The sequence below is a fragment of the Flexivirga aerilata genome (assembly GCF_013002715.1).
Classification (GTDB): Bacteria; Actinomycetota; Actinomycetes; order Actinomycetales; family Dermatophilaceae; genus Flexivirga; species Flexivirga aerilata.
Map to the genome: position 1 here is coordinate 13,835 of NZ_JABENB010000002.1, position 19,509 is coordinate 33,343.

15 protein-coding genes and 1 pseudogene are annotated in these 19,509 nt (G+C 70.1%); 7 read left to right on the forward strand and 9 right to left on the reverse strand.

Annotation, left to right across the window (positions count from 1 at the left end; all coding sequences use genetic code 11):
- Nucleotides 1–33: 33 nt before the first annotated feature.
- Nucleotides 34–1,116 (forward strand): LacI family DNA-binding transcriptional regulator, encoded by a 1,083-nt coding sequence (locus HJ588_RS11930; RefSeq protein ID WP_212755882.1) that lies wholly within the window; start codon nt 34–36, stop codon nt 1,114–1,116.
- A gap of 93 nt (nt 1,117–1,209) precedes the next feature.
- Here the strand turns inward: HJ588_RS11930 and HJ588_RS11935 are convergent, their stop codons facing one another.
- From HJ588_RS11935 to HJ588_RS11950, 4 genes are all read right to left on the reverse strand, one after another.
- Nucleotides 1,210–2,184: an alpha/beta hydrolase gene (locus HJ588_RS11935; protein ID WP_171155848.1), complete on the reverse strand. Its 975-nt coding sequence runs from the start codon at nt 2,182–2,184 to the stop codon at nt 1,210–1,212.
- A 103-nt stretch (nt 2,185–2,287) separates the two neighbouring features.
- Complete coding sequence (locus HJ588_RS11940; RefSeq protein WP_171155850.1) at nt 2,288–5,698, reverse strand: error-prone DNA polymerase; 3,411 nt, start codon at nt 5,696–5,698, stop codon at nt 2,288–2,290.
- A gap of 15 nt (nt 5,699–5,713) precedes the next feature.
- Nucleotides 5,714–7,300: a DNA polymerase Y family protein gene (locus HJ588_RS11945; protein ID WP_171155852.1), complete on the reverse strand. Its 1,587-nt coding sequence runs from the start codon at nt 7,298–7,300 to the stop codon at nt 5,714–5,716.
- Nucleotides 7,297–7,905, reverse strand: a complete 609-nt coding sequence (locus HJ588_RS11950; protein ID WP_171155854.1) for a hypothetical protein — start codon at nt 7,903–7,905, stop codon at nt 7,297–7,299. Before HJ588_RS11950 ends, HJ588_RS11945 begins: the two co-directional genes overlap by 4 nt.
- Before the next feature lie 44 nt (nt 7,906–7,949).
- On the opposite strand from HJ588_RS11950, the gene HJ588_RS11955 reads away from it, so the two are divergent.
- Complete coding sequence (locus tag HJ588_RS11955) at nt 7,950–8,759, forward strand: alpha/beta fold hydrolase (protein WP_171155856.1); 810 nt, start codon at nt 7,950–7,952, stop codon at nt 8,757–8,759.
- A 59-nt stretch (nt 8,760–8,818) separates the two neighbouring features.
- Here the strand turns inward: HJ588_RS11955 and HJ588_RS11960 are convergent, their stop codons facing one another.
- The gene (locus tag HJ588_RS11960) at nt 8,819–9,337 is read right to left on the reverse strand and encodes a ferritin (protein ID WP_171155858.1); all 519 of its coding nucleotides are present in this window, start codon (nt 9,335–9,337) and stop codon (nt 8,819–8,821) included.
- A gap of 563 nt (nt 9,338–9,900) precedes the next feature.
- Between HJ588_RS11960 and HJ588_RS19460 the strand changes: the two genes are divergently transcribed.
- Nucleotides 9,901–11,004: an HNH endonuclease signature motif containing protein gene (locus HJ588_RS19460; protein WP_343036754.1), complete on the forward strand. Its 1,104-nt coding sequence runs from the start codon at nt 9,901–9,903 to the stop codon at nt 11,002–11,004.
- A 40-nt stretch (nt 11,005–11,044) separates the two neighbouring features.
- Here the strand turns inward: HJ588_RS19460 and HJ588_RS11970 are convergent, their stop codons facing one another.
- The 3 genes from HJ588_RS11970 to msrA form a co-directional block, all read right to left on the reverse strand.
- Nucleotides 11,045–11,344, reverse strand: coding sequence for a GNAT family N-acetyltransferase (locus HJ588_RS11970; RefSeq protein ID WP_343036698.1), 300 nt, complete (start codon nt 11,342–11,344; stop codon nt 11,045–11,047).
- A 36-nt stretch (nt 11,345–11,380) separates the two neighbouring features.
- The gene (locus HJ588_RS11975; RefSeq protein WP_171155864.1) at nt 11,381–12,346 is read right to left on the reverse strand and encodes a zinc-binding dehydrogenase; all 966 of its coding nucleotides are present in this window, start codon (nt 12,344–12,346) and stop codon (nt 11,381–11,383) included.
- A 98-nt stretch (nt 12,347–12,444) separates the two neighbouring features.
- Nucleotides 12,445–13,149: a peptide-methionine (S)-S-oxide reductase MsrA gene (gene msrA / locus HJ588_RS11980; protein ID WP_171155866.1), complete on the reverse strand. Its 705-nt coding sequence runs from the start codon at nt 13,147–13,149 to the stop codon at nt 12,445–12,447.
- Nucleotides 13,150–13,394: 245 nt separating this feature from the next.
- Between msrA and HJ588_RS20195 the strand changes: the two are divergent.
- From HJ588_RS20195 to HJ588_RS11990, 3 genes and pseudogenes are all read left to right on the forward strand, one after another.
- Nucleotides 13,395–13,607: pseudogene (locus HJ588_RS20195) on the forward strand (GNAT family N-acetyltransferase); the annotation flags it as partial.
- Nucleotides 13,608–13,854: 247 nt separating this feature from the next.
- Nucleotides 13,855–14,124, forward strand: coding sequence for a hypothetical protein (locus HJ588_RS19470; RefSeq protein WP_246242413.1), 270 nt, complete (start codon nt 13,855–13,857; stop codon nt 14,122–14,124).
- A 139-nt stretch (nt 14,125–14,263) separates the two neighbouring features.
- Entirely contained in the window at nt 14,264–15,052 is a 789-nt protein-coding gene (locus tag HJ588_RS11990) for a hypothetical protein (protein WP_212755885.1), read from the forward strand.
- Nucleotides 15,053–15,079: 27 nt separating this feature from the next.
- On the opposite strand, the gene HJ588_RS11995 is transcribed toward HJ588_RS11990, so the two are convergent.
- Nucleotides 15,080–16,270 carry a hypothetical protein gene (locus tag HJ588_RS11995; RefSeq protein WP_171155870.1) on the reverse strand — a complete coding sequence of 397 codons (1,191 nt, stop codon included), beginning with the start codon at nt 16,268–16,270 and terminating at the stop codon, nt 15,080–15,082.
- A gap of 194 nt (nt 16,271–16,464) precedes the next feature.
- On the opposite strand from HJ588_RS11995, the gene HJ588_RS12000 reads away from it, so the two are divergent.
- Complete coding sequence (locus HJ588_RS12000) at nt 16,465–19,509, forward strand: glycine--tRNA ligase (RefSeq protein WP_171155873.1); 3,045 nt, start codon at nt 16,465–16,467, stop codon at nt 19,507–19,509.

Here is a 19,509-nt window from a genome sequence, read left to right on the forward strand (position 1 = left end):
ATTCGATCGAATCGATTCGATAGTCTGCTGCACATGCCCTCACGTGGTCAAGCCGGAGCCGTCGCCCGAGTGACGTTGCGCGATGTCGCGCAGCTCGCCGGTGTCTCGATGTCGACCGCGTCCCTGGTCTTCAGCGGCAACAAGCCGGTCGCGCAGGACACCGCGGGCCGGGTGCGGGCGGCCGCCGAGCGACTCGGCTACACCGGGCCGCACCCGATGGCCTCCTCGTTGCGGCACGGCCGCAGCGGTGTGATCGCGGCGGTGGTCGAGCGGCGCATCCTGCACGCCTTCCGCGATCCGTATGTCGTCGCCGTGCTCGACGGCCTGTCCCAAGTCGTGGGGGAGATGGGCTCGGGGCTGCTGCTGTTGCCCGACGCGACGGAAGGACACGGCGACCCCGGCCCGCAGGTTTCCCGCATCGTCGCGGATGCCGCGGTCTTCATGCTGTGCGGGGACGAAAACAACGCATTGGCAACACAATTCGCCGCACGCGGGGTGCCAGTCGTCGGCACCGGTGCGCCCTGCGGCCCGGGCATCGTGCAGGTCGAGGTGCCCGAGCGGGACGCGTCCGCGCGGGTGGCTCGTCACCTGCGCGACCTGGGCCACCGCACGGTCGGGCACATCATGATGCCGCTCGCATGGGGCAACGAGACCGGCTTGCGCACGCTGGACACCGTGCGCCGCAGCCACTTTCCCGACACCCGGGAGCGCGCGCTGGGCGTGCGGGACGTCTTTGCCCGGGCTGCGCTCGTCGAGGCGGCGGAGGCCGATTTCGACTCCGGGTATGCCGCCGCCAACCTCCTGCTCGACCGCCCCGACCCGCCGACCGCGATCATCGCGCAGAGCGACCTGCTGGCCGCCGGCGCCGTGCAGGCGGCGAGCGATCGCGGCCTGCGAGTGCCCGAGGACCTCTCGGTCACCGGCTTCGACGGGGTGTCACTGCCGTGGTTTGGGCGGGAACTCACCACGATCGACCAGCGACCGCTCGAGAAGGGGCGCGCCGTCGGCGAGGTCGTGCGCGACCTGCTCGCCGGTGACGAGGTCGGCGATGTATCGTTCGAGGTGTCGCTGCGCGTCGGTGACACCACCGGCCCGGCACCCGATGGGCCTCGGTGACATCGGCTCCCCCCCCGGCGCCCGAGTGACGGCTCGTCCGGCGAGTGACGCCTCGTCACGGTCGTCACTCGCCGAGGGAGCCGTCAGTCGCGGTCAGACCGGGAGCTTGGCGGCCAGGAACCTCAGGTAGTCGTTCGAGGCCTCCTCGAACGGCGCGCCGAGGTAGATGTCGAAGTGACCGATGTCGTACTCCTTGACCGTGCCGTTGGGCGCCTTGGCGGCATACACGCGAGTCGGTCCGGGTGGGGCGACGGTGTCCTTGCTGCAGATCGCGAAGTAGGTCGGTGCCTCGATCGCGGAGGTGGCCCAGCCGGGGTAGTAGGCCGGGATCTGCACGGCCGCGCGGGCGCCGACCTTGTTGATCCAGGTGACGCCCGGCGGGACGAGCGCGTGGATGCCGTCCCAGACGTCGGGGGCGTTCATCAGGGCGACGTCGTTCGGATGGCCGGCGAGCGGGATGGTGACCATCTGGCCGACCGCGCTGGCCGCGATGTCTGCGGTGGCGAGTGCCCCGGCGCCGGCGATCGCCACCGGGCCGATGGTCGCCGTCGACGCGGCGCCATCGGTGAAGGGACACTGCGAAATCACTGCTGCGACACGGGGATCCGCCGCTGCGACCTTGAGGACATGGCCGCCGGAGAAGGACGTGCCGAAGATGCCGACCCGGTCCGGGTCGACGCCGGGCAGCTGCCGGGCCCAGGCGATCGCGGCGTGCCAGTCCTGCAACTGGCTGGGGATGTCGAGCAGCTGTCGCGGCCGGCCGGTGCTGCCCGCGAAGAAGCGGTAGTCGAACGCGACGACGACATAACCGGCGGCGACGAACTTGCGCGCATAGGCGTCCAGGCCCATCTCCTTGATGCAGCCGAGGCCGTGTGCGGTGACGATGACCGGCCGGCGGCTGCTCGTGTCGGCGGTCGGGCGGTAGAGCCAGCCGGACAGCCACTCACGATGGCTGGGGATCCATACATCGGCGCGCGGTGGTGCGGCGGCGCTCGCCGATGGTGCGAAGGCGACCGCGGCGCCGGTGGCGACGAGACCGGTGAGGAAGGTGCGACGGGTGGTGGCCATGAGCCCTCCAGAGATGTCTTGCCGGCTGTCAACGACGGTAGCGCTTCTGGTTACGGTCTCGTCAATAGCTGGGTGCCGAATCTGGCACCGCAGGCCGCGCGGGTCACTGGAAGTCACGCGATCTGACCTGCACGTGGATGGTGAGGTGTTCGAGCCGGTCGGCGACCAGGTTGATCACGCCGTCCTCCGAACGCTCCAGCACGCCGCGCACCACCATGGCCGGTGAGGACCGGGCGATGCGCCGGTAGCGGTGCCACACCCCGCGCGACACGATGACATTGAGGATGCCGGTCTCGTCCTCGAGGTTGACGAAGGTGATGCCGCCGGCCGTCGCCGGACGCTGGCGGTGCGTGACGACCCCACCCACGTGCACCCGCCGGCCGGTCTCGAAGTGCTGCAACTGGGTGATGGGCAGCACCCCACGGGCATCCAGGTCGGCTCGGGTATGACGCATCGGGTGGTCCTGCGGGCTGATGCCGGTCGCCTGCAGGTCGTGCACGAGCAGCTCGCCGATGCTCAACTCCGGCAGCAGCGGTGGCTGGTAGGGCACCCGCACCTCCAGTTGGTCGCCGCGGATCGACGCGGCCTCGGCCGACTGCCACAGCGCATCGCGCCGCGAACCGGAGATGCCGTCGAGCGCTCCGGACAGCGAAAGTGCCTCCATCTGCTCGGTGTTCAGCTCTGCCCGGCGCGCCAGGTCGGCCAGGTCGCGGAACGGCCCGGACGACTCACGCTGCTGCACGATGCGCTCCGCCGCGGCCTCGCCGAGCGCGGTGATGTCGGACAGCCCGAGCCGCACCGCACACGGCCAGTCGCGCCGGTGCTCCTGCCAGTCCTCCGGCGCGGCAGCATCGAAGTCGCCGACCTTGCCGGGATTGTCGTGCAGGCACTCCTCGCGGCCGCCTGCGGTCATCGATCCGTCGGGCTGCTCCGGCTCGAGATCGGCATACACGTTGGACCGGTGGATGTCGGGGGAGCGCACCGAGACGCCGTGCCGGCGCGCATCGCCGGTGAGCGTCTGCGGCGAGTAGAAACCCATCGGCTGGGAGCGCAGCAGACCGGCGAGAAACGCTGCGGGGTAATGCAATTTGAGCCATGAGCTGGCATAGACGAGCACCGCGAAACTGAGCGCGTGCGACTCGGCGAAACCGAAGTTGGCGAACGCCTCGATCTTGGTGTAGATCTCGTCGGCGAGCTCATCGGTGATGCCGTTGCGCGCCATACCGGCGTACAGCTTGTCGCGCAGCCGGTCGATGCGTTCGACGCCGCGCTTGGAGCCCATCGCCCGGCGCAGCAGGTCGGCGTCGGTCGAGCTGCAGTCGCCCACGGCGATCGCCATCTGCATCAGCTGCTCCTGGAAGAGCGGCACCCCGAGGGTGCGTTCGAGCACCGGCTTCACCAGCGGGTGCGGGTAGGTGATGTCCTCCTTGCCGGTGCGCCGCCGGATGTAGGGATGGACCGCGCCGCCCTGGATCGGGCCGGGCCGGATCAGCCCGATCTCGACCGCCAGGTCGTAGAAGCTGCGCGGCTTGAGCCGGGGGAGGGTGCCCATCTGCGCGCGGCTCTCGACCTGGAACACCCCGATCGAGTCGGCGCGGCACAGCATGTCGTAGACGCCGGGCTCCTCCTTGGGGATCGTCTCGATCCGCCAGCGCTCGCCGAGGTGCTGCTCGACCAGGTCGAAGGTGTGCTGCAGTGCGGCCAGCATGCCGAGCCCCAGCAGGTCGAACTTCACCAGCCCCATCCAGGCGCAATCGTCCTTATCCCATTGCAGGACAGTGCGATCCACCATGCGGGCGTGCTCGATCGGGCACACCTCACCCACCGGCCGGTCGGTGAGCACCATGCCGCCGGAGTGGATGCCGAGGTGGCGTGGATAGGTCAGCACCTGGCGCGCCAGATCGATGACCGGGGCGGGGATGTCGTGGTCCTGGCTGGAGATCTCCGCACCCCATCGCTCCACCTGCCGGGACCAGGCGTCCTGCTGCCCCTGGCTCGCGCCGAGCGCCTTGGCCATGTCACGCACGGCGTTCTTCGGGCGGTAGGTGACGACGTTGGCGACCTGGGCGGCGTTGCGTCTGCCATATCGCTGGTAGACGTGCTGGATGACCTCCTCGCGCCGGCGGGAGTCGAAGTCGACGTCGATGTCGGGTGCCTCCTCGCGCAGCTCGGACAGGAAGCGTTCGAAGGGCAGCTCGTAGTAGATGGGGTCGATCACGGTGATGCCGAGCACGTAACACACGGCCGAGGCCGCCGCCGAACCACGCCCCTGACACAGGATGCCCTGACTGCGGGCAAACTCGACGATCTCGTGGACGATCAGGAAATATCCCGGAAAGTCTTTTTTCTCAATGACATTCAGCTCTCGCTCGAGCCGGGCGTATGCCGCATGGTTGTCCGCCGGATAACGCTCCGGCGCACGCTGCATGGTGATCTCCCGCAGGTAGCTCATCGGGGTGTGCCCGTCGGGCACCTCCTGCCGAGGCAGTCGCGGCGAGGTCGCGCGCAGACTGAAGCCGAGCTCGTCGGCGAGCTCGACCGTGCGTTGCACCGCTCCGGGGAAGCGGCCGAACCGCGCCGCCATCTCGGCGCCGCTGCGCACGTGGGCGCCGGAGTGGCCCGGCAGCCAGCCGTCGAGCTCCTCCAGGCTGCGCCGGGCGCGCACCGCGGCGAGGGCCGTGGAGAGTGGATATTGCGTCGGGTTGGCGTAGTGCACGGCATTGGTGGCGACGACCTCTGCGCCGGCGGCAGCGGCCACCGCGGCAAGCTGATCGCACCGGCTGCTGTCGCCCGGGTCGCCATGGTCGGTCAGCTCGACGTAGACGTTGTCCTTGCCGAAAAGCTCCTGCAGTCGCCGTAGTTCGGCGATCGCCGCCTCGACACCGCGGGTGCGCAGGGCGTGCGGCACGCTGCCCTTCCGGCAACCGGTGAGCACCACCCAGTGGCCGGCCGCCTCCTCGGCGAGAGTGTGCAGGTCGTAGACCGGGCGACCCTTCTCGGCCGACTCGGCGAGCTGTGCCTCGGTGATCGCGCGGGCCAGCCGGCGGTAGCCCTCCTCGCGGCGGGCGAGCACGAGCAGGTGCGTGCCGTCGGGATCGGCCATGCCGTTCTGCGGAGCGGTCAGCCCGAGGGAGAGCTCTGCGCCGTACACCGTTGTCAGACCGTAGCTTTCGGCGGCCTCCGCCATGCGGACGATGCCGTAGAGGCCGTCATGGTCGGTGATCGCGAGCCCGTGCAGTCGCAGCCGGGCCGCCTCGGTCACCAGGTCCTCCGGTGCGGCGGCTCCGTCGAGGAAGCTGTAGTGCGAGTGCGCGTGCAACTCGGCGTAAGGCACGACGGGACCGGTGCCGACGTCGAGATCGGCCGGCCGGAAGGGCTTTCGCTTGCGGGAGAAGCCCGGGCCATCCCCACCGTCCGCTGCCCGCCCGCGCACCGTCCGGTCGTCGGGGCGTATGCCGTGGGACAGCGCCTGCTCCAGCTGCGACCAGGGGATGGCCGGGTTGTTCCACCCCATCAGCGCCGCGCCCGGTCAGTCATAGCGTGCCTCGATCCACCACGAATCGCCTTCGGTGAGTGCCAACCATGCCGTCGACTGGTTGTCGATGAGTTGAAACCTGTTGATGTCGCGCTGTTTTCGCCACCATCGCTGGCGCACCGGCCAAGGGCCGGCCCAGGCGGTGATGCGGCGCCGGCCGTCGTCGGGCAGGTGCAACCACCCCGGTGCGCCGCTGACCGCGCCGCGGTCGTCGACCGTGATCGGTGCGCCGTGCTCGGTGGTCACCTGCACCTGGCGGGCCTGGCTGAAGACCGTGGGTGGTGCCGGACCCGGCACCGTCCCCGGCCACGGTTGTTCGAGCCGGCGCTCGCGGGTGGTCGGCAGCGCGTCACCCCACGGTCGCAGCACCCGCCGCTCGTGCAGCAACCGGCCACCGGCGACCGCGCTGGTGAGGACGCCTTCGTGGCCCAGCCGGTGTTGCAGCCCGGTGAGGGCGTGCTCGACCTTCTCGTCCGGCCGATCGCCCCATAGTGCGGTCGCGTGATGCGCTGTGCTGTCGAGGGATTCGGGCATCACGTGCACCGAGAGCACCGCCGCGGGCAGCCCGTCGTCGTCGACGGTGACGGCGTCGGCGGCGAGGTCTTCCAGCTGCCAGCGCACCCGGTCGAGCACCTCGGCGCGGCCGAACTGCCACGGATGGCGCCACTGCTGCTCCAGCAGGGCGCCGGGCTCCACCTGCACGGTCACCCGAATCTCGGTGCAGATCAACGATGCCCGGGTCAGCGCTTCGACGAACTCGGTGGCGGCGGGCTCGCACCGGGCGACGATCTGCTCCAGGTGGGCGGCCGGCGGATCGAAGGTCACCGACATGCCGAGGTCGGGTGGCAGGGTGCGTGGGCTGAGAGTGGGTGAGTCCTCGCCGTGGGCGAGTTGGTGGGCGTGCAGTCCGGCGGCGCCGAAGCGTGCGTGCACCTGCTCGCGGGGGAGGTCGGCAAGATCTCGCAAAGTGCGAATGCCCATGCGCTGCAACAAGTTTGAAGTGCGCTTGTCGCACACGGTGGTCACCGGAAGGTTGGCGAGGAAGTCGGCGGAGGTGCCCGCCGGGACGAGTCGGATCGGGCGTTGCGGCCGGGTGGCGTAGGCCGCGTGCTCGGCGGTGAAGAAGCCGTCGGCGGCGCCCGCTCGCAGATCGACGGTCAGTCGCAGGTCGTGCTGTGCGTGGGACCGCACGTGGTCGAGCAGGGCACGGGCGGCGGACTCCTCGCCACCGTAGAACCGGGCGGCGCCCTTGGCACGAACGGCCGCCAGGCCGGGCCGGATCACCTGGACGTCGGGGATCTTCTCCTCGACGGCGTGCAGCATCGGCTCGAAGGCCCGGGCCTCGGCGAGCTGGTCGTGGGGCAGCACGATCAGCTCGGGGCAGCGATGTTGCGCCTGGCGGATGCGCAGCCCGGTCTCGACTCCTTCGACCGCAGCGGCGGCCGAACGGGCCACGACCAGACCGCGGTCGACCAGCGCCAGGGGTGCGTCGTGCGGGACGCCCTGGGTCAACTGCACCGCCAGCACCGGCCAGTCGGGGCACCACAGCATGAGCACCCGCAGTGGGTCGGGCCCGATCATGGCCGCACCGGCACCGCGAACTCGATCTGGCGCCGCCGATGACGTTCGGTGACCTCCAGTTGCACCCGCCAGGCACTGAGATGGCCGTGTCCCTGGTGCAGCCCGCGCCATTCGACGACCTGACCGGTCAGCTCCGCGGCCGCGCGCGGCCAGGGGCCGAGCACGACCAGGGTGCTGCCACTGGTCCGCAACCGGGCGAGCAGCCGGGACACCTCGCCGGGGGAGATGCGGTCGGGCGGGGCGGCGACGACCAGCGCGGTGACCTCGGCGAGCGCGGCGATCACCGTGGTCCAGTCGGCGGGGTCGAAACGCGGCACCAGAGCCAGGCGGTCGAGCTGCACACCCCACTCGGCGGCGGCCTCGACGCCCAGGTCGGGCACCCCGACGACCCCGCACCACGAGCCGGCGAGAGATGGTCCGGCAAGCAGGGCGAGCGCGGCCGTCATCGAGCCGCGCAGCGAGTAGACGGCGCCGCTGCGCAGCCCGTGGGGGAAGATGTCGGCGAACACCTCGTGCACCGGCACCCCCGCCGTGACCGGTGCGCTGTCATGGCGGGCGAGCAGTTTGGTCAGCTCGGCAACGGTGGTCTCGGAAGTGGTCGCCATACGAACTATGATCGAACGCATGTTCGAAGTAGTCAAATGCGAGAATGCCGATCGTGATCGAGGCCGGCGCATGGCAGACCTTCTCGCGGGCAGACGTCGAGCTGGCGTATGCCGACGTCGGTGACGGGCCCGACACGATCGTGCTGCTGCACGGTCTCGCGGGCACCGCGGAGGAGTGGTCCGGCACGATGCGGGCGCTCCGCGGCTCCCATCGGCTGGTCGCGCTCGACCAGCGTGGTCACGGCCGGTCGACCCGGCGGCCGCGCGAGGTCACCCGGGATGCGTATGTCGGCGACGTCGTGGCACTCATCGAGCGCATCGGCGCGCCGGTCACGCTGGTCGGGCAGTCGATGGGTGGCCACACGGCGATGCTGGTTGCAGCCGAAAACCCTGCACTGGTAAGCAAACTCGTCATGGTCGAGGCGGGTGTCGGCGGAGCGGAGGACGACGACCTCGACGGGCTGAGCCGATGGCTGCACGGCTGGCCGGTGCCCTTCGCCGACCGTGACGAGTTCGCCGACTTCTTCGACGGCACACCGTCCGCGGCGCAGGCGTGGGCCGACGGGCTCGAGATCGGCCCGGGCGGCCTGCTCCCGCGGTGGGATGCCGATGTGCTGGTGGAGGCGATCCGGCCGGTGCTGGTCATGCCGCGCTGGCGTGCGTGGGAGAAGGTCACGGCGCCGACGGAGTTGGTGGTGGCCGAGCGCAGTCTGCTGGATGCGGCGCAGGTGGAACGAATGGCCGCGACCCGGCCCGGCATACGAGTCAGGACCGTCGCGGGTGCCGGGCACGACCTGCATCTCGACCGGCCACTGGAATGGGTGAGCGCCCTGCGCGAGCTCCTCGCGACATAGCAAACGGGGCACTCACCGGAAAGGTGAATGCCCCGCTGGCACAGGCGGTTTCGGACCGGTCAGCCGGCGCCGTTCTCGGTGGTTGCCACCGGTCGCTGTGCCAGGTCCTCGTCCAGGCGCAGCAGGCCCGGGCCGTCACCCGCGATCAGCTTGACCCGGCCGATGATCTCGTCGACCGTGGCCTCCTCCTCGACCTGCTCGCTGACGAACCACAGCAGCAGCGGACGTGAGTCGAGGTCGCCGTCCTTCTCGCTCGCCGCGTAGAGACCGCGGATCGACTCCGAGACGCGGCGCTCGTGCGCCAGGGCGGCCTCGAAGACCTGCAGGACGTCCTTCGCCGACACCTTCGGCGCCGGGATCGCACCGATGACCGGGTGGTTGCCGCGGTCGCTCAGGTGGTCGATGAACTTGTTGGCGTGCACGATCTCCTCGTCCGCCTGGTGCCGCAGCCATGCGGCGATGCCCGGCAGATCGGCGTCCTCCATCTCGATGGCGAGCTGTCGGTAGACCATCGACGACTCGAACTCGAGGGTGATCTGCTCGTTGAACTTCTTCTCCAGGGCGGGCTTCATCTTCATGCCCCGAGCCTAAAGAGAAAGCCCGGTCGCGGCCAGGCATGTTTGCCTCACCTTGGCAAGGTGCGGCTTGCCTGTTGCCCTGGTGTTGCCCTGGTGTTGCTCGGTTGATGCTCTGTTGGTGCTCGGCTGTTGCTTGGTTATTGCTTGGTTGTTGCTCTGTTGCTGCCCCGTCAATGCGGCGGTCTTCGCGCTCGCCGAGGCGGTCGAGTGCCTGCGGTTGCAGCGGCCTGGTGGCCGGATCCGGTGGCTTGTCGGTGGGGGCACGTATGATATTGGCAACAACGAAAACCACTGCGGCGGAAGGAGATTCGGGTCATGTCTCTCGATTCTGCTGTGCCGCTGCCGGAGTGTCCGGATTTGCCGGAGGGTGGTGTTCGGGTGCCGGCTGAGCCGGGGCGTGGACCGGAGGTCTTGGCACAGTTGCAGGCGGTCGCGGCCTTGCTGGATGAGGTGCCGGAGGTGGTGCACCAGCTCGGCGACGGGCAGGTGGAGTCGTTGACCCAGGTGTTGTTGCGGTGCATGGGCGGTCGGCACAGGTTGCCGCGGTGGTCACTGCTGATGCGGTGGACCGTGGGACGGTTGCGGGCTCGACGGCTGCGAACACGACGCAGTGGGTATGCCGTCACGCCGAGGCGTCCGGGGTGCCGATCGAACCGGCCGAGGCGAAGTCGATCGCGGTGGTGGCCGAGGAGTGCCGGGAACGCAAGAACGCGGTCATCGCCGCCGCAGTCCGGCAGGGTTCGTGCACGGTGTCGACGGCGCGGGCCGCGCTGAGCAATGCGGACAAGGTGGCGCCGGTGATCCCGACCGCTGACCGGGGAGAAGTGCTCGCGTGGTTCCTGCAGTTGGATCCTGCGCTCGGAGCCAACGGTGTGCAGGCGTTGACCCGGAAGATCCTGGCGACCTATGCCACCGAAGCGTTGTCCGCGCAAGACGCGAAGCTCGAGCAGGTCGAAACGCTGACCTGGGGCACCACTGCTACCGGGATGACCCGGCTCGTCGCGGAGCTGGCGCCCGCGAATGCTGCGGTGTTGAAGGCGGCGATCACCGCCGGGTCCGCACCACGACCCGCCACCGCCGACACCGAGGGCGGCCGCAGCGAAGCCGTGCGGGATGAGCGCACCCCGGGCAAACGTCGGGCGGACGCGTTGATGGAGCTGATCAGTGCGGGCGCGAAGGTTGCTGCCGGTGTAGTGGCGCCCGTCGGGTCGGCGGCGACGATCCTGCTGACCATGGACCTCACGTCGCTGACCGACGGCATCGGCGCGGCGACCACCCCGGGCGGGGACGTCCTCGATGCCGGAGCCGCCCGGCGGGCAGCGTGTGATGCGGACCTGATCCCGGCGGTGTTGGGCGGTCCGAGTCAGCCGTTGGATGTGGGCCGGCGAGAACGCCTGGTCACCAAGGGTTTACGGGCAGCTGTCGTCATACGCGATGGCGGGTGCACGTTCCCTGGTTGTGATCGGCCGCCAGGTTTCTGCGAGGTTCATCATGTGATCCCGTGGTGGGCCGGCGGCGAAACCAGCCTCCCCAACTCCGCGATGCTCTGCTGCAGGCATCACCAGGAAGTCCACCGCCACGGGTTCATGGCACGAGTCGGCCCCGACGGCGTGACCTGGGACCTCACACCAGGCTGCATGCCCGGTCACACCCACGCCGCCGCGTGACGGCTTCAAGCTCGGCCGCCCGAGCCGTCCGGCGCCAGGGTCAGGGTTGCGTGAGTGACTGGTATTCGGGGTGCTTGTCGATCCACGCCTTGATGAATGGGCACGACGGTACGACGCGTCGCTCACCGGTCTCGCGCACGTCGTCGAGGGCGAAGCGCGCGATCGCGCCGCCGATGCCCTTGCCCTCGAACTTCGGGTCGACCTCGGTGTGCACGAAGGTGATCACGTCGTCCGAAAGCCGGTAGACCGCGAAGCCGGCGAGCACGCGGCCGACGTGTGCATCGTAACGATGCTGCGGCGCGTTGTCCGCCACGGTGATGTCGTCGTTCATGAGGTCCATCCTCGTCCGAGGCGCCGGCGCGCGGCCAGGAAATGGTCAGCGGGTGAGCACGAGCTTGCCGCCGGTGCGGCCGTCGATCATCGCCTCGAAGGCCTCCTTGGCCCGCTCCATCGGCAGTTCCTGCCCGATGGCCGGCTGCAGCCCGGCCGTGGCGCAGTAGGAGAGGAGGTCGGCGAACTCCGACCGGGTGCCCATCGTGGAGCCGAGCACCCGCAGCTGCAGGAAGAAGATGCGGGTCAGCTCGGCCGACTCCGGCTCGCCGGTGGTCGCGCCGCAGGTCACCACCGTGCCGCCGGGGATGAGCGACTTGATCGAGTGCGACCACGTCGCCTTGCCGACCGAGTCGAAGACGACCGGCACCCGCTCGGGCAGCCGAGCGCCCGGCTCGAACACCTCGTCGGCGCCGACTTCCTTTGCCAGTGCTCGCTTTTCGTCACTGGTGCCGGTGCACCACACTCGCATGCCGGCAGCCTTGCCGAGCGCGATCAGAGCGGTGGAGACGCCACCGCTCGCACCCTGCACGAGCATCGTCTGGCCGGGCCGGATGCCCGACTTGGTGAAGAGCATCCGGTATGCCGTGAGCCACGCCGTACCCAGGCACGCCGCCTGCGCGAAGCTCAGTCCCGCGGGCTTGGGCAGCGCGTTGGCGGCCGGCACGACCACCTGGTCGGCGAACGTGCCCTGGTGCTGCTCGGTGAGCAGGGTGCGCTTGGGGTCGAGCGTCTGGTCGTCGGTCCAGCCGGGCTGGTTGACGACCGGGTAGATGACGACCTCGGTGCCGTCGTCGAGGGTGCCGGCGGCGTCCATGCCGAGCGTCATCGGGAACTGCTCGGGCTTGATGCCGACCCCGCGCAGCGTCCACACGTCGTGCAGGTTGAGGCTGGCGGCCTTCACGTTGACCGTGACCCAGCCGTCGGGCACTTCCGGCTCCGGGCGTTCGCCGACCACGAGGCCCTCCAGTGGCGCGTCCTTGTGGGGCTGGTCGGCGTACACGGCGAACATGGCTCTCCTCACGGGAAGGTGGCGGCTCCGTGCGCCACCTTAACCAGGCACCAACCCAGCGTGTCGGGCAGCGCGACCGCTGCACACCCGGTGAGACCTCAGCTCGGCGGCAGCACGTCCGACTGGGCGGGCAGCTGGTCCTGACGCACCAGGCCGACCGGGCAGGTCATCCCGTTGGGGCCGTGGTTGCAGTAGCCGCCGGGGTTCTTGTGGAGGTACTGCTGGTGGTAGTCCTCGGCGTAGTAGAACGGTCCGGCCTTCGAGGCAGGCTCGATCTCGGTCGAGATCTCGCCGAAACCGTTGTCGGTCAACACCTTCTGGAACGCGTCGCGGGTGGCGATCGCGGCCTGCTCCTGCTCCGGGGTGGTCCAGTAGATCGCCGAGCGGTATTGCGTGCCGACGTCGTTGCCCTGTCGGTTGGCGGTGGTCGGGTCGTGGTTCTCCCAGAACGCCTTGAGCAACAGCTCGGCCGACGTCTTGGCCGGGTCGTAGGCGACCAGCACCGCCTCGGTGTGACCGGTGCGGCCGGTGCAGGTCTCCTCGTAGGTCGGGTTCTCGGTGTAACCGCCCATGTAACCGGCAGCCGTGGTCACCACGCCCGGCTGCTGCCAGAAGATCCGCTCGGCGCCCCAGAAGCAGCCCATCGCGACATACAGCACCTGGGTGCCCTCGGGCCACGGCCCGTGCATCGACGTGCCGAGCACCTCGTGCCGGTCGGGAATGCCGGGCAGCGGCTGCTTGCGGCCGGGCAGCGCCTCGTCGGGGGACACCATCGTGGTCTTGCGGCCGAGGAAGAAGTTCATGTCATGGGAAACGCCCGAAGCTGCCGAACCCTTCCCGCACCGCCGCGAAAACCGCTCGCCACCGCGGAGCGCCTCGGCCAGAATGCGGCGGCGTGGAACCCCTGCGCATCGTGCCCGTCGACGGCCGCTCCGACGACCCGGCCGCCCGCGACCTCTTCGACCGGTGGGTCGACGCGCAACGGGTGTCGATGGCGTCCCTGCACACCGGGACCGACCCGAGCTGGTCGGCGAGCGAACTGCGCACAATGCGGCGCACCCGCACCGACATCGGGTATGCCGACAGAGTCGCGCTCCGCAGGGACACGGTGGTGGGGATGCTGGCCATCGCGATGCCCCTGCACGACAACCAGGACAACGCGCTGGTGATGCTGCATGTCCCACCCGAGCACCGCGGCAGCGGAGTCGGCAGCGCGCTGGCCGACGAAGCGGAAAGCATTGCGCGGCAAGCACATCGGACGATTCTCCAGACCTCCACCGAGTATGACGCAGGCTTCGACGACATCGGCCGGTCCTTCGCCGAACGACGCGGGTTCGCGATCGTGCAGACGATGCTCGGCAGCACGATGGCGCTGCCGGGCGACCGCGATCAGCTCGGTCGCGACGCAGCGGCCGCAGGCCGGGAGGACGCCGCGGCGTACGGGCTGGAGGTGTCGTGGGACGGCATCCCGGAGGAGTGGCTGGCCGACCGGTTACACCCGGCTCGAGGTGTCCAGTCAGACACCCGAACGCGCCTACCAACAGGACACTTTGGTGGTCCGCGAGGCTCGTGGGCACACGCTCGGGTTGCGCATGAAGGCGACCGCGGCGCTCGCCATGATGGACGAGCTGCCCGCGGTCACCCAGATCCGCACCTGGAACGCCGACGACAACGCACCCATGCTCGCGGTCAACCGCAGGCTGGGCTACCGCACCGACGGCGTGCTGCGGGTGTGGGAGCGGCGCCTCGCCCCTGAACGAGGCGCCGCAACCACGTGAGATCCGGCCGGGATCCATCGGGGATGCATCGGGATCGGCCGGAAGACTGCACTTCACTCCTGCAGACGCGCCGCCGCCGGCTCACGTTGTGTGGTCCGGATGGGGCCGCCACCCCATGTGCTGACGTAGGTTTGGCGGTATGCAGGGGGACACCGCCGCACGCAGTGAGCTCCGCGTCGACTTCGCCGGCGAGATCGCCGCGGTCACGCCGGGCGAGACCCTGCGCGTCGGCCGCGAGGGTGACCTCGTGCTCGACGACAACCCCTACCTGCACCGGCTCTTCCTGCAGTTCGTCCACCGCGACGGCATGTGGTGGATCTGCAACATGGGCAACCGGATTCCGGCGTCGCTGACCGACGAGCAGGGCCTGATGCGCAGCACCCTCGCTGCCGGTGCGGCACTGCCGCTCGTCTTCCCGGCGACCGTGGTGACCTTCTCCGCCGGGCGCACCACCTACGAGCTGCTCGTCGAGGCAGACCAGGCCAGTTACGTCACCCCGTCACACCGGGTCTCCGTCGACGGTCGCACCACGCTGGCCCCGACCACGTTCACCGAGTCGCAGCGGCTCGCGATCCTCGCGCTCGCCGAGCCGGTGCTCCGGCGAGCAGGCCTGGGCGCGTGGGAGATTCCGGCCGCCGTCGACGCCGCCGCCCGGCTCGGCTGGACCCCCACCCGGTTCGGCCGCAAGATCGACAACGTCTGCGACAAACTGAGCCGCGCCGGGGTGCAGGGCCTGCACGGTGGAGCCGGTCAGGCCGCGACCAACCGGCGCATGCAGCTGGTGGAGTATGCCGTGTCCACCTTCCTGGTGACGCCGGACGACCTGCCGCTGCTGGACCGGGAGGCTGCCGCCAATCGTCATACGGGACAAGGGAATGCGCCGGCGACCCGAGGCAACGAGCAACGGCCCGGGCCGCCTCGCAGGTGAGGCGGCCCGGGCCCGTCGGGCGGATCGTCAGCGACCGGCGACGACGAGCGTCGTGACCACGCCACCGCGCACGGTGATCTGCGCGGTCTTGTCGACCGCGAAGGCACCGACTCCTGCCGGCTTCACGTAGGGGCTCGCGGTGAACGTGTCCGCCGCGCCCGCGACCTGGCCGCTGTAGATCAGCCCGAAGACCCAGCTCGGTGCGGTGACGCCGGTGACCCCGGCGCCGGTCGTCGCGAGCATGGTGATGTTCGCCTGCTCGGCCAGGCCCAGCCGCAGCGAGTTGCCACCGGCCGGCGACTGCACCGTGAGCTGCTCGCCGCCGGCCTCGGCGCCGGTGATGCGCACCGCCCAGGTGCCGTCGACCGGCGCGCCCGCCGGAAGCGGCGGCGCCGACACGGTGCCGGGCGTCACGGTGCGGGCGTGGAAGACGTTGTCGGCGACCAGGCGCAGCCGGGATCCGTCGGCGCGGTAGGTGCGCAGGAATCGGTGCTGCAGCACCGGCGCCACCCGGGCGTTGTCCGACCCCCAGAGCGAGTCGACGACCAGACGGCCGCCGGTGAAGCGCATGGACATCTCCAGGCCGGTCGACCAGGTCGCCGGCGCAGTCACCAGCCGCATGACCCCGTCGGTCTCCACCCAGCGGGCCCAGCCGGCTGCCCCGCGCCCGAAGGCGAACGCCTGGCCGGTGGAGTCGCCGGTGAAGCCGCCGTCGACCAGGAACGTCGCGTGATCCGCGCCGGGCAGCAGCGCGCCGGTCAGCTTCGGTGCGGGGCAGCTGGTCGCGCAGAACACCTCCGGTATGACGGCAGTCCCGTCCTGGTGCCACGCGCCCGCCGACCACGTCCAGAAGGTCAGCCGCTTCGGCGCTTGGGTCGCGGCCTCCCAGCCGGAGCCGACGCGCACCACCGACAGGACCTGCGCGCCGGAGACCGACCGCAGGGCCGCCGTGACACCCGATGTCGTGGCCGGTGCGGTTGGTGCGGTCGGTGCGGCCTCGGGCGTCTTCGCAGCCGCCGCCGGTGCCTGCGCGGCGGCCGCCTTCGCCGACGGCAGCGGCGCGGTCGTGCTCGTGCCCGAGCTCGAGCTCGTGCCCGTCATCGACGCGTGCTGGGCGCCGCCTGCCGTCATACCTCCTTGCGGCCCGCAGGCGGTGAGGCCGAGCACGGCGAGCGTGCCGGCGGCGGCGAGTGCGAACGATCCGCGGTTGAGCTTCATGGTGGTTTCCCCCGATGGGTCGGGCGCCGGAGCGCCAGGTGTGTGGTCAACACCGGGAAGACGCCCGAATCCGCCTGTGGTTGCTCGCAATCGGTCACGACGCGATCAACGGCCCATAAATACGGCCCAGTCGTAGACGACCGACGGACGAGGCGTAGGACCGCGGCCGGTCGCCCGGTCGATAGCCTGGGTCGGTGCTGACCGTGCAAGACGCCCTCATCCGCCTGCAGAAGTTCTGGACCGACCGTGGCTGCATGGTCGTGCAGCCCTACAACACCGAGGTCGGTGCGGGCACGATGAACCCCGCGACCCTGATGCGGGTGCTCGGCCCTGAGCCGTGGCGGGTGGCGTATGTCGAGCCGTCCGTCCGCCCGGACGACAGCCGCTACGGCGAGAACCCCAACCGGCTGCAGACGCACACGCAGTTCCAGGTGATCCTCAAGCCCGACCCGGGCAACCCGCAGGAGCTCTACCTGGAGTCGCTCGAGGCGCTCGACATCGACATCCACGCCCACGACATCCGCTTCGTGGAGGACAACTGGGCGCAGCCGGCGATCGGCGCCTGGGGGCTCGGCTGGGAGGTCTGGCTGGACGGCATGGAGATCACCCAGTTCACCTACTTCCAGCAGGTGGGCGGGCAGAACCTCGACCCGGTGTCGGTCGAGCTCACCTACGGCATCGAGCGCATCATGATGGCGCAGCAGGGCGTCTCGCACTTCAAGGACCTGCAGTACGCCCCCGGCATCACGTATGGCGAGGCCTTCGGCCAGCAGGAGTACGAGATGTCCCGCTACTACCTGGACGACGCCGACGTCCAGACCAACCAGGACTTCTTCGACCGCTACGTCGCGGAGTCGAAGCGACTCATCGAGGCGCGGCTGCCGATCCCGGCATACACCTATGTGCTGAAGTCGTCGCACGCGTTCAACGTGCTGGACGCCCGCGGCGCGATCTCGACCACCGAGCGGGCCAAGGCGTTCTCGACCATGCGCGGTCTCGCCCGCGACGTGTCCAAGCTGTGGGTCGAGCGGCGCGGCGAGCTCGACTTCCCGCTGATGAAGGCCGACAGCGCCAAGGTGCTCGCCGGAGCCGCGGTGCGCCACCCGGCCGACGAGCCCGAGGACGTCGACGTCACCGCGCTGCCCGACACGGCCCAGACGCTGGCCGTCGAGATCGGGGTCGAGGAGCTGCCGCCGCACGTCGTGGACCAGGCGATCGACTTCGTCCGCACCGCGCTCACCGAGAAGCTCGACGGCAGCCGCCTCACCCACGGCGCGATCGAGGTGACCGGCACCCCGCGCCGCATCGTCGCGGTCGTAGCCGACGTCGCCCCGCACGAGCCCGACGCCGAGACGCTGCGCAAGGGACCCAAGGTCGCCGCGGCGTATGACGAGAGCGGCGCACTGACCAAGGCCGCGCAGGGCTTCGCCCGCGGCCAGCAGGTCGACGTCTCGAGCCTCGTGCGCGCTGACTTCGACGGCGCCGAGCACGTCGCGGTGCGCGTCACCGAGCAGGGCCGGGACGTGCTCACGGTCACCGGGCAGATCGTCGCCGAGGTGATCGAGTCGCTGCGCGCCGACAAGAACATGCGGTGGAACGACCCGCAGTTGTCCTACAGCCGGCCGATCCGCTGGGTGGTCGCACTCTGGGGCGAGACGGTCGTCCCGGTCCGTGCCTCCGAGCTGCACGCCGGGCGCACCACCTACGTGCACCGCACCGACGCCGAGCCGCTCGTGCGGGTGGCGAAGGCCGACGACCTGACCCGCGTGCTCGACACCCACGGCATCGTGCTCGACCCGAAGGTGCGACGGCAGCAGGTCGTCGACCAGTCGCAGGCGCTCGCCGAATCCGTCGGCGGCACCATCGATTTCGAGGGCGAGTCCGACCTGGTCGACGAGATCACCAACCTGGTCGAGCAGCCGCACGCGATCCTCGGCGGCTACGGCACGAAGTACCTTGAGCTGCCCGAGCAGATCCTCACGACCGTCATGCGCAAACACCAGCGCTACCTGCCGGTGCGCGACGCCGACGGCAAGCTGCTGCCGCACTTCGTCACCGTCGCCAACGGCGACTGCGACGAGGAGCTGGTCCGGCTCGGCAACGAGACCGTCGTGCGGGCCCGCTACGAGGACGCCGCCTTCTTCTACGACGCCGACAAGCAGCTGCCGCTCGCCGATCTGCGCGCCGGCATCGACAAGCTGACCTTCGAGAACCGCCTCGGCTCGATGGCGCAGCGCTCCGACCGCATCAACGATGTCGCCCGCGAACTCGCTTCTGTCATCGGCCTTTCCGGTGAGCACCGCAAGACGTTGGAGCGGGCCGGCGAGCTGGCGAAGTTCGACCTGTCGTCGCAGATGGTCATCGAGCTGTCCTCGCTCGCCGGTGTGATGGCCCGCGACTACGCGGCGCAGGCGGGGGAGACCCCGCAGGTCGCCGACGCGCTGTGGGAGATGGAGCTGCCGCGTTCGGCGGGAGACGCCCTGCCGTACTCGCTGCCGGGGGCGCTGCTGTCGCTGGCAGACCGCTTCGACCTGCTGACCGCGATGTTCGCGATCGGTGCCAAGCCGACCGGGTCGTCCGACCCCTACGCGCTGCGTCGTGCCGCGCTCGGCCTGGTGTCGGTGCTGCGGTCGCAGCCGAGCTTCGGCAAGCTCACCGTCGACCTCGGGCTGTCGGTCGCCGCCCAGCGGTTGCGCAAGCAGGGCATCGACGTCAGTGACGAATCTATCGCATCGGCAAAGGAATTCGTGATCGGCCGGTTCGAGCAGGCACTTCGGGACGAGGGGGTCTCGGTCGACAGCATCGCCGCCGTGGCGCCGCTCGCGGCCGCACCCGGTGTCGCGGTGCAGGCGCTCGCCGACATCGACGCCGCGGCGCGCGCCGACGACCGGTTCCCGGCGCTGGTGGGGGCGGTGCAGCGCATCACCCGGATCGTGCCGCCGGAGACGCCTGCGTCATACGACCGGGCGCTGTTGGCGAGTGATGCCGAGGATGCCCTCGCCGTCTATGTCGACGAGCTGCCCGATCACGCGAACGACGGCCTGCCGCAATGGGTCCCGGACGCGTTGCCGCTGGTCGCGCCGCTGGCGAAGTTCTTCGACGACGTGATGGTGATGGCCGACGACCCGCAGCTGCGCGCGACCCGGCTCGGCCTGCTGCAAACCATCGTCGAGCGTGCGCCGCGCGGCATAGACTGGCGGGCGCTCAACACCGCGCTCGGAAGAGACCGCGTGAGCTGA

Excerpts from the sequence above, each read along its gene's own strand:
- HJ588_RS11960 (WP_171155858.1), bottom strand. The coding sequence starts at position 9,337 with ATGAAGATGAAGCCCGCCCTGGAGAAGAAGTTCAACGAGCAGATCACC.
- HJ588_RS11940 (WP_171155850.1), bottom strand. The coding sequence starts at position 5,698 with ATGGGGTGGAACAACCCGGCCATCCCCTGGTCGCAGCTGGAGCAGGCG.
- HJ588_RS11950 (WP_171155854.1), bottom strand. The coding sequence starts at position 7,905 with ATGGCGACCACTTCCGAGACCACCGTTGCCGAGCTGACCAAACTGCTC.
- HJ588_RS11945 (WP_171155852.1), bottom strand. The coding sequence starts at position 7,300 with ATGATCGGGCCCGACCCACTGCGGGTGCTCATGCTGTGGTGCCCCGAC.
- HJ588_RS11995 (WP_171155870.1), bottom strand. The coding sequence starts at position 16,270 with ATGAAGCTCAACCGCGGATCGTTCGCACTCGCCGCCGCCGGCACGCTC.
- msrA (WP_171155866.1), bottom strand. The coding sequence starts at position 13,149 with ATGAACTTCTTCCTCGGCCGCAAGACCACGATGGTGTCCCCCGACGAG.
- HJ588_RS11990 (WP_212755885.1), top strand. The coding sequence starts at position 14,264 with ATGCAGGGGGACACCGCCGCACGCAGTGAGCTCCGCGTCGACTTCGCC.
- HJ588_RS11975 (WP_171155864.1), bottom strand. The coding sequence starts at position 12,346 with ATGTTCGCCGTGTACGCCGACCAGCCCCACAAGGACGCGCCACTGGAG.
- HJ588_RS11935 (WP_171155848.1), bottom strand. The coding sequence starts at position 2,184 with ATGGCCACCACCCGTCGCACCTTCCTCACCGGTCTCGTCGCCACCGGC.
- HJ588_RS11955 (WP_171155856.1), top strand. The coding sequence starts at position 7,950 with ATGCCGATCGTGATCGAGGCCGGCGCATGGCAGACCTTCTCGCGGGCA.
- HJ588_RS11970 (WP_343036698.1), bottom strand. The coding sequence starts at position 11,344 with ATGGACCTCATGAACGACGACATCACCGTGGCGGACAACGCGCCGCAG.
- HJ588_RS11930 (WP_212755882.1), top strand. The coding sequence starts at position 34 with ATGCCCTCACGTGGTCAAGCCGGAGCCGTCGCCCGAGTGACGTTGCGC.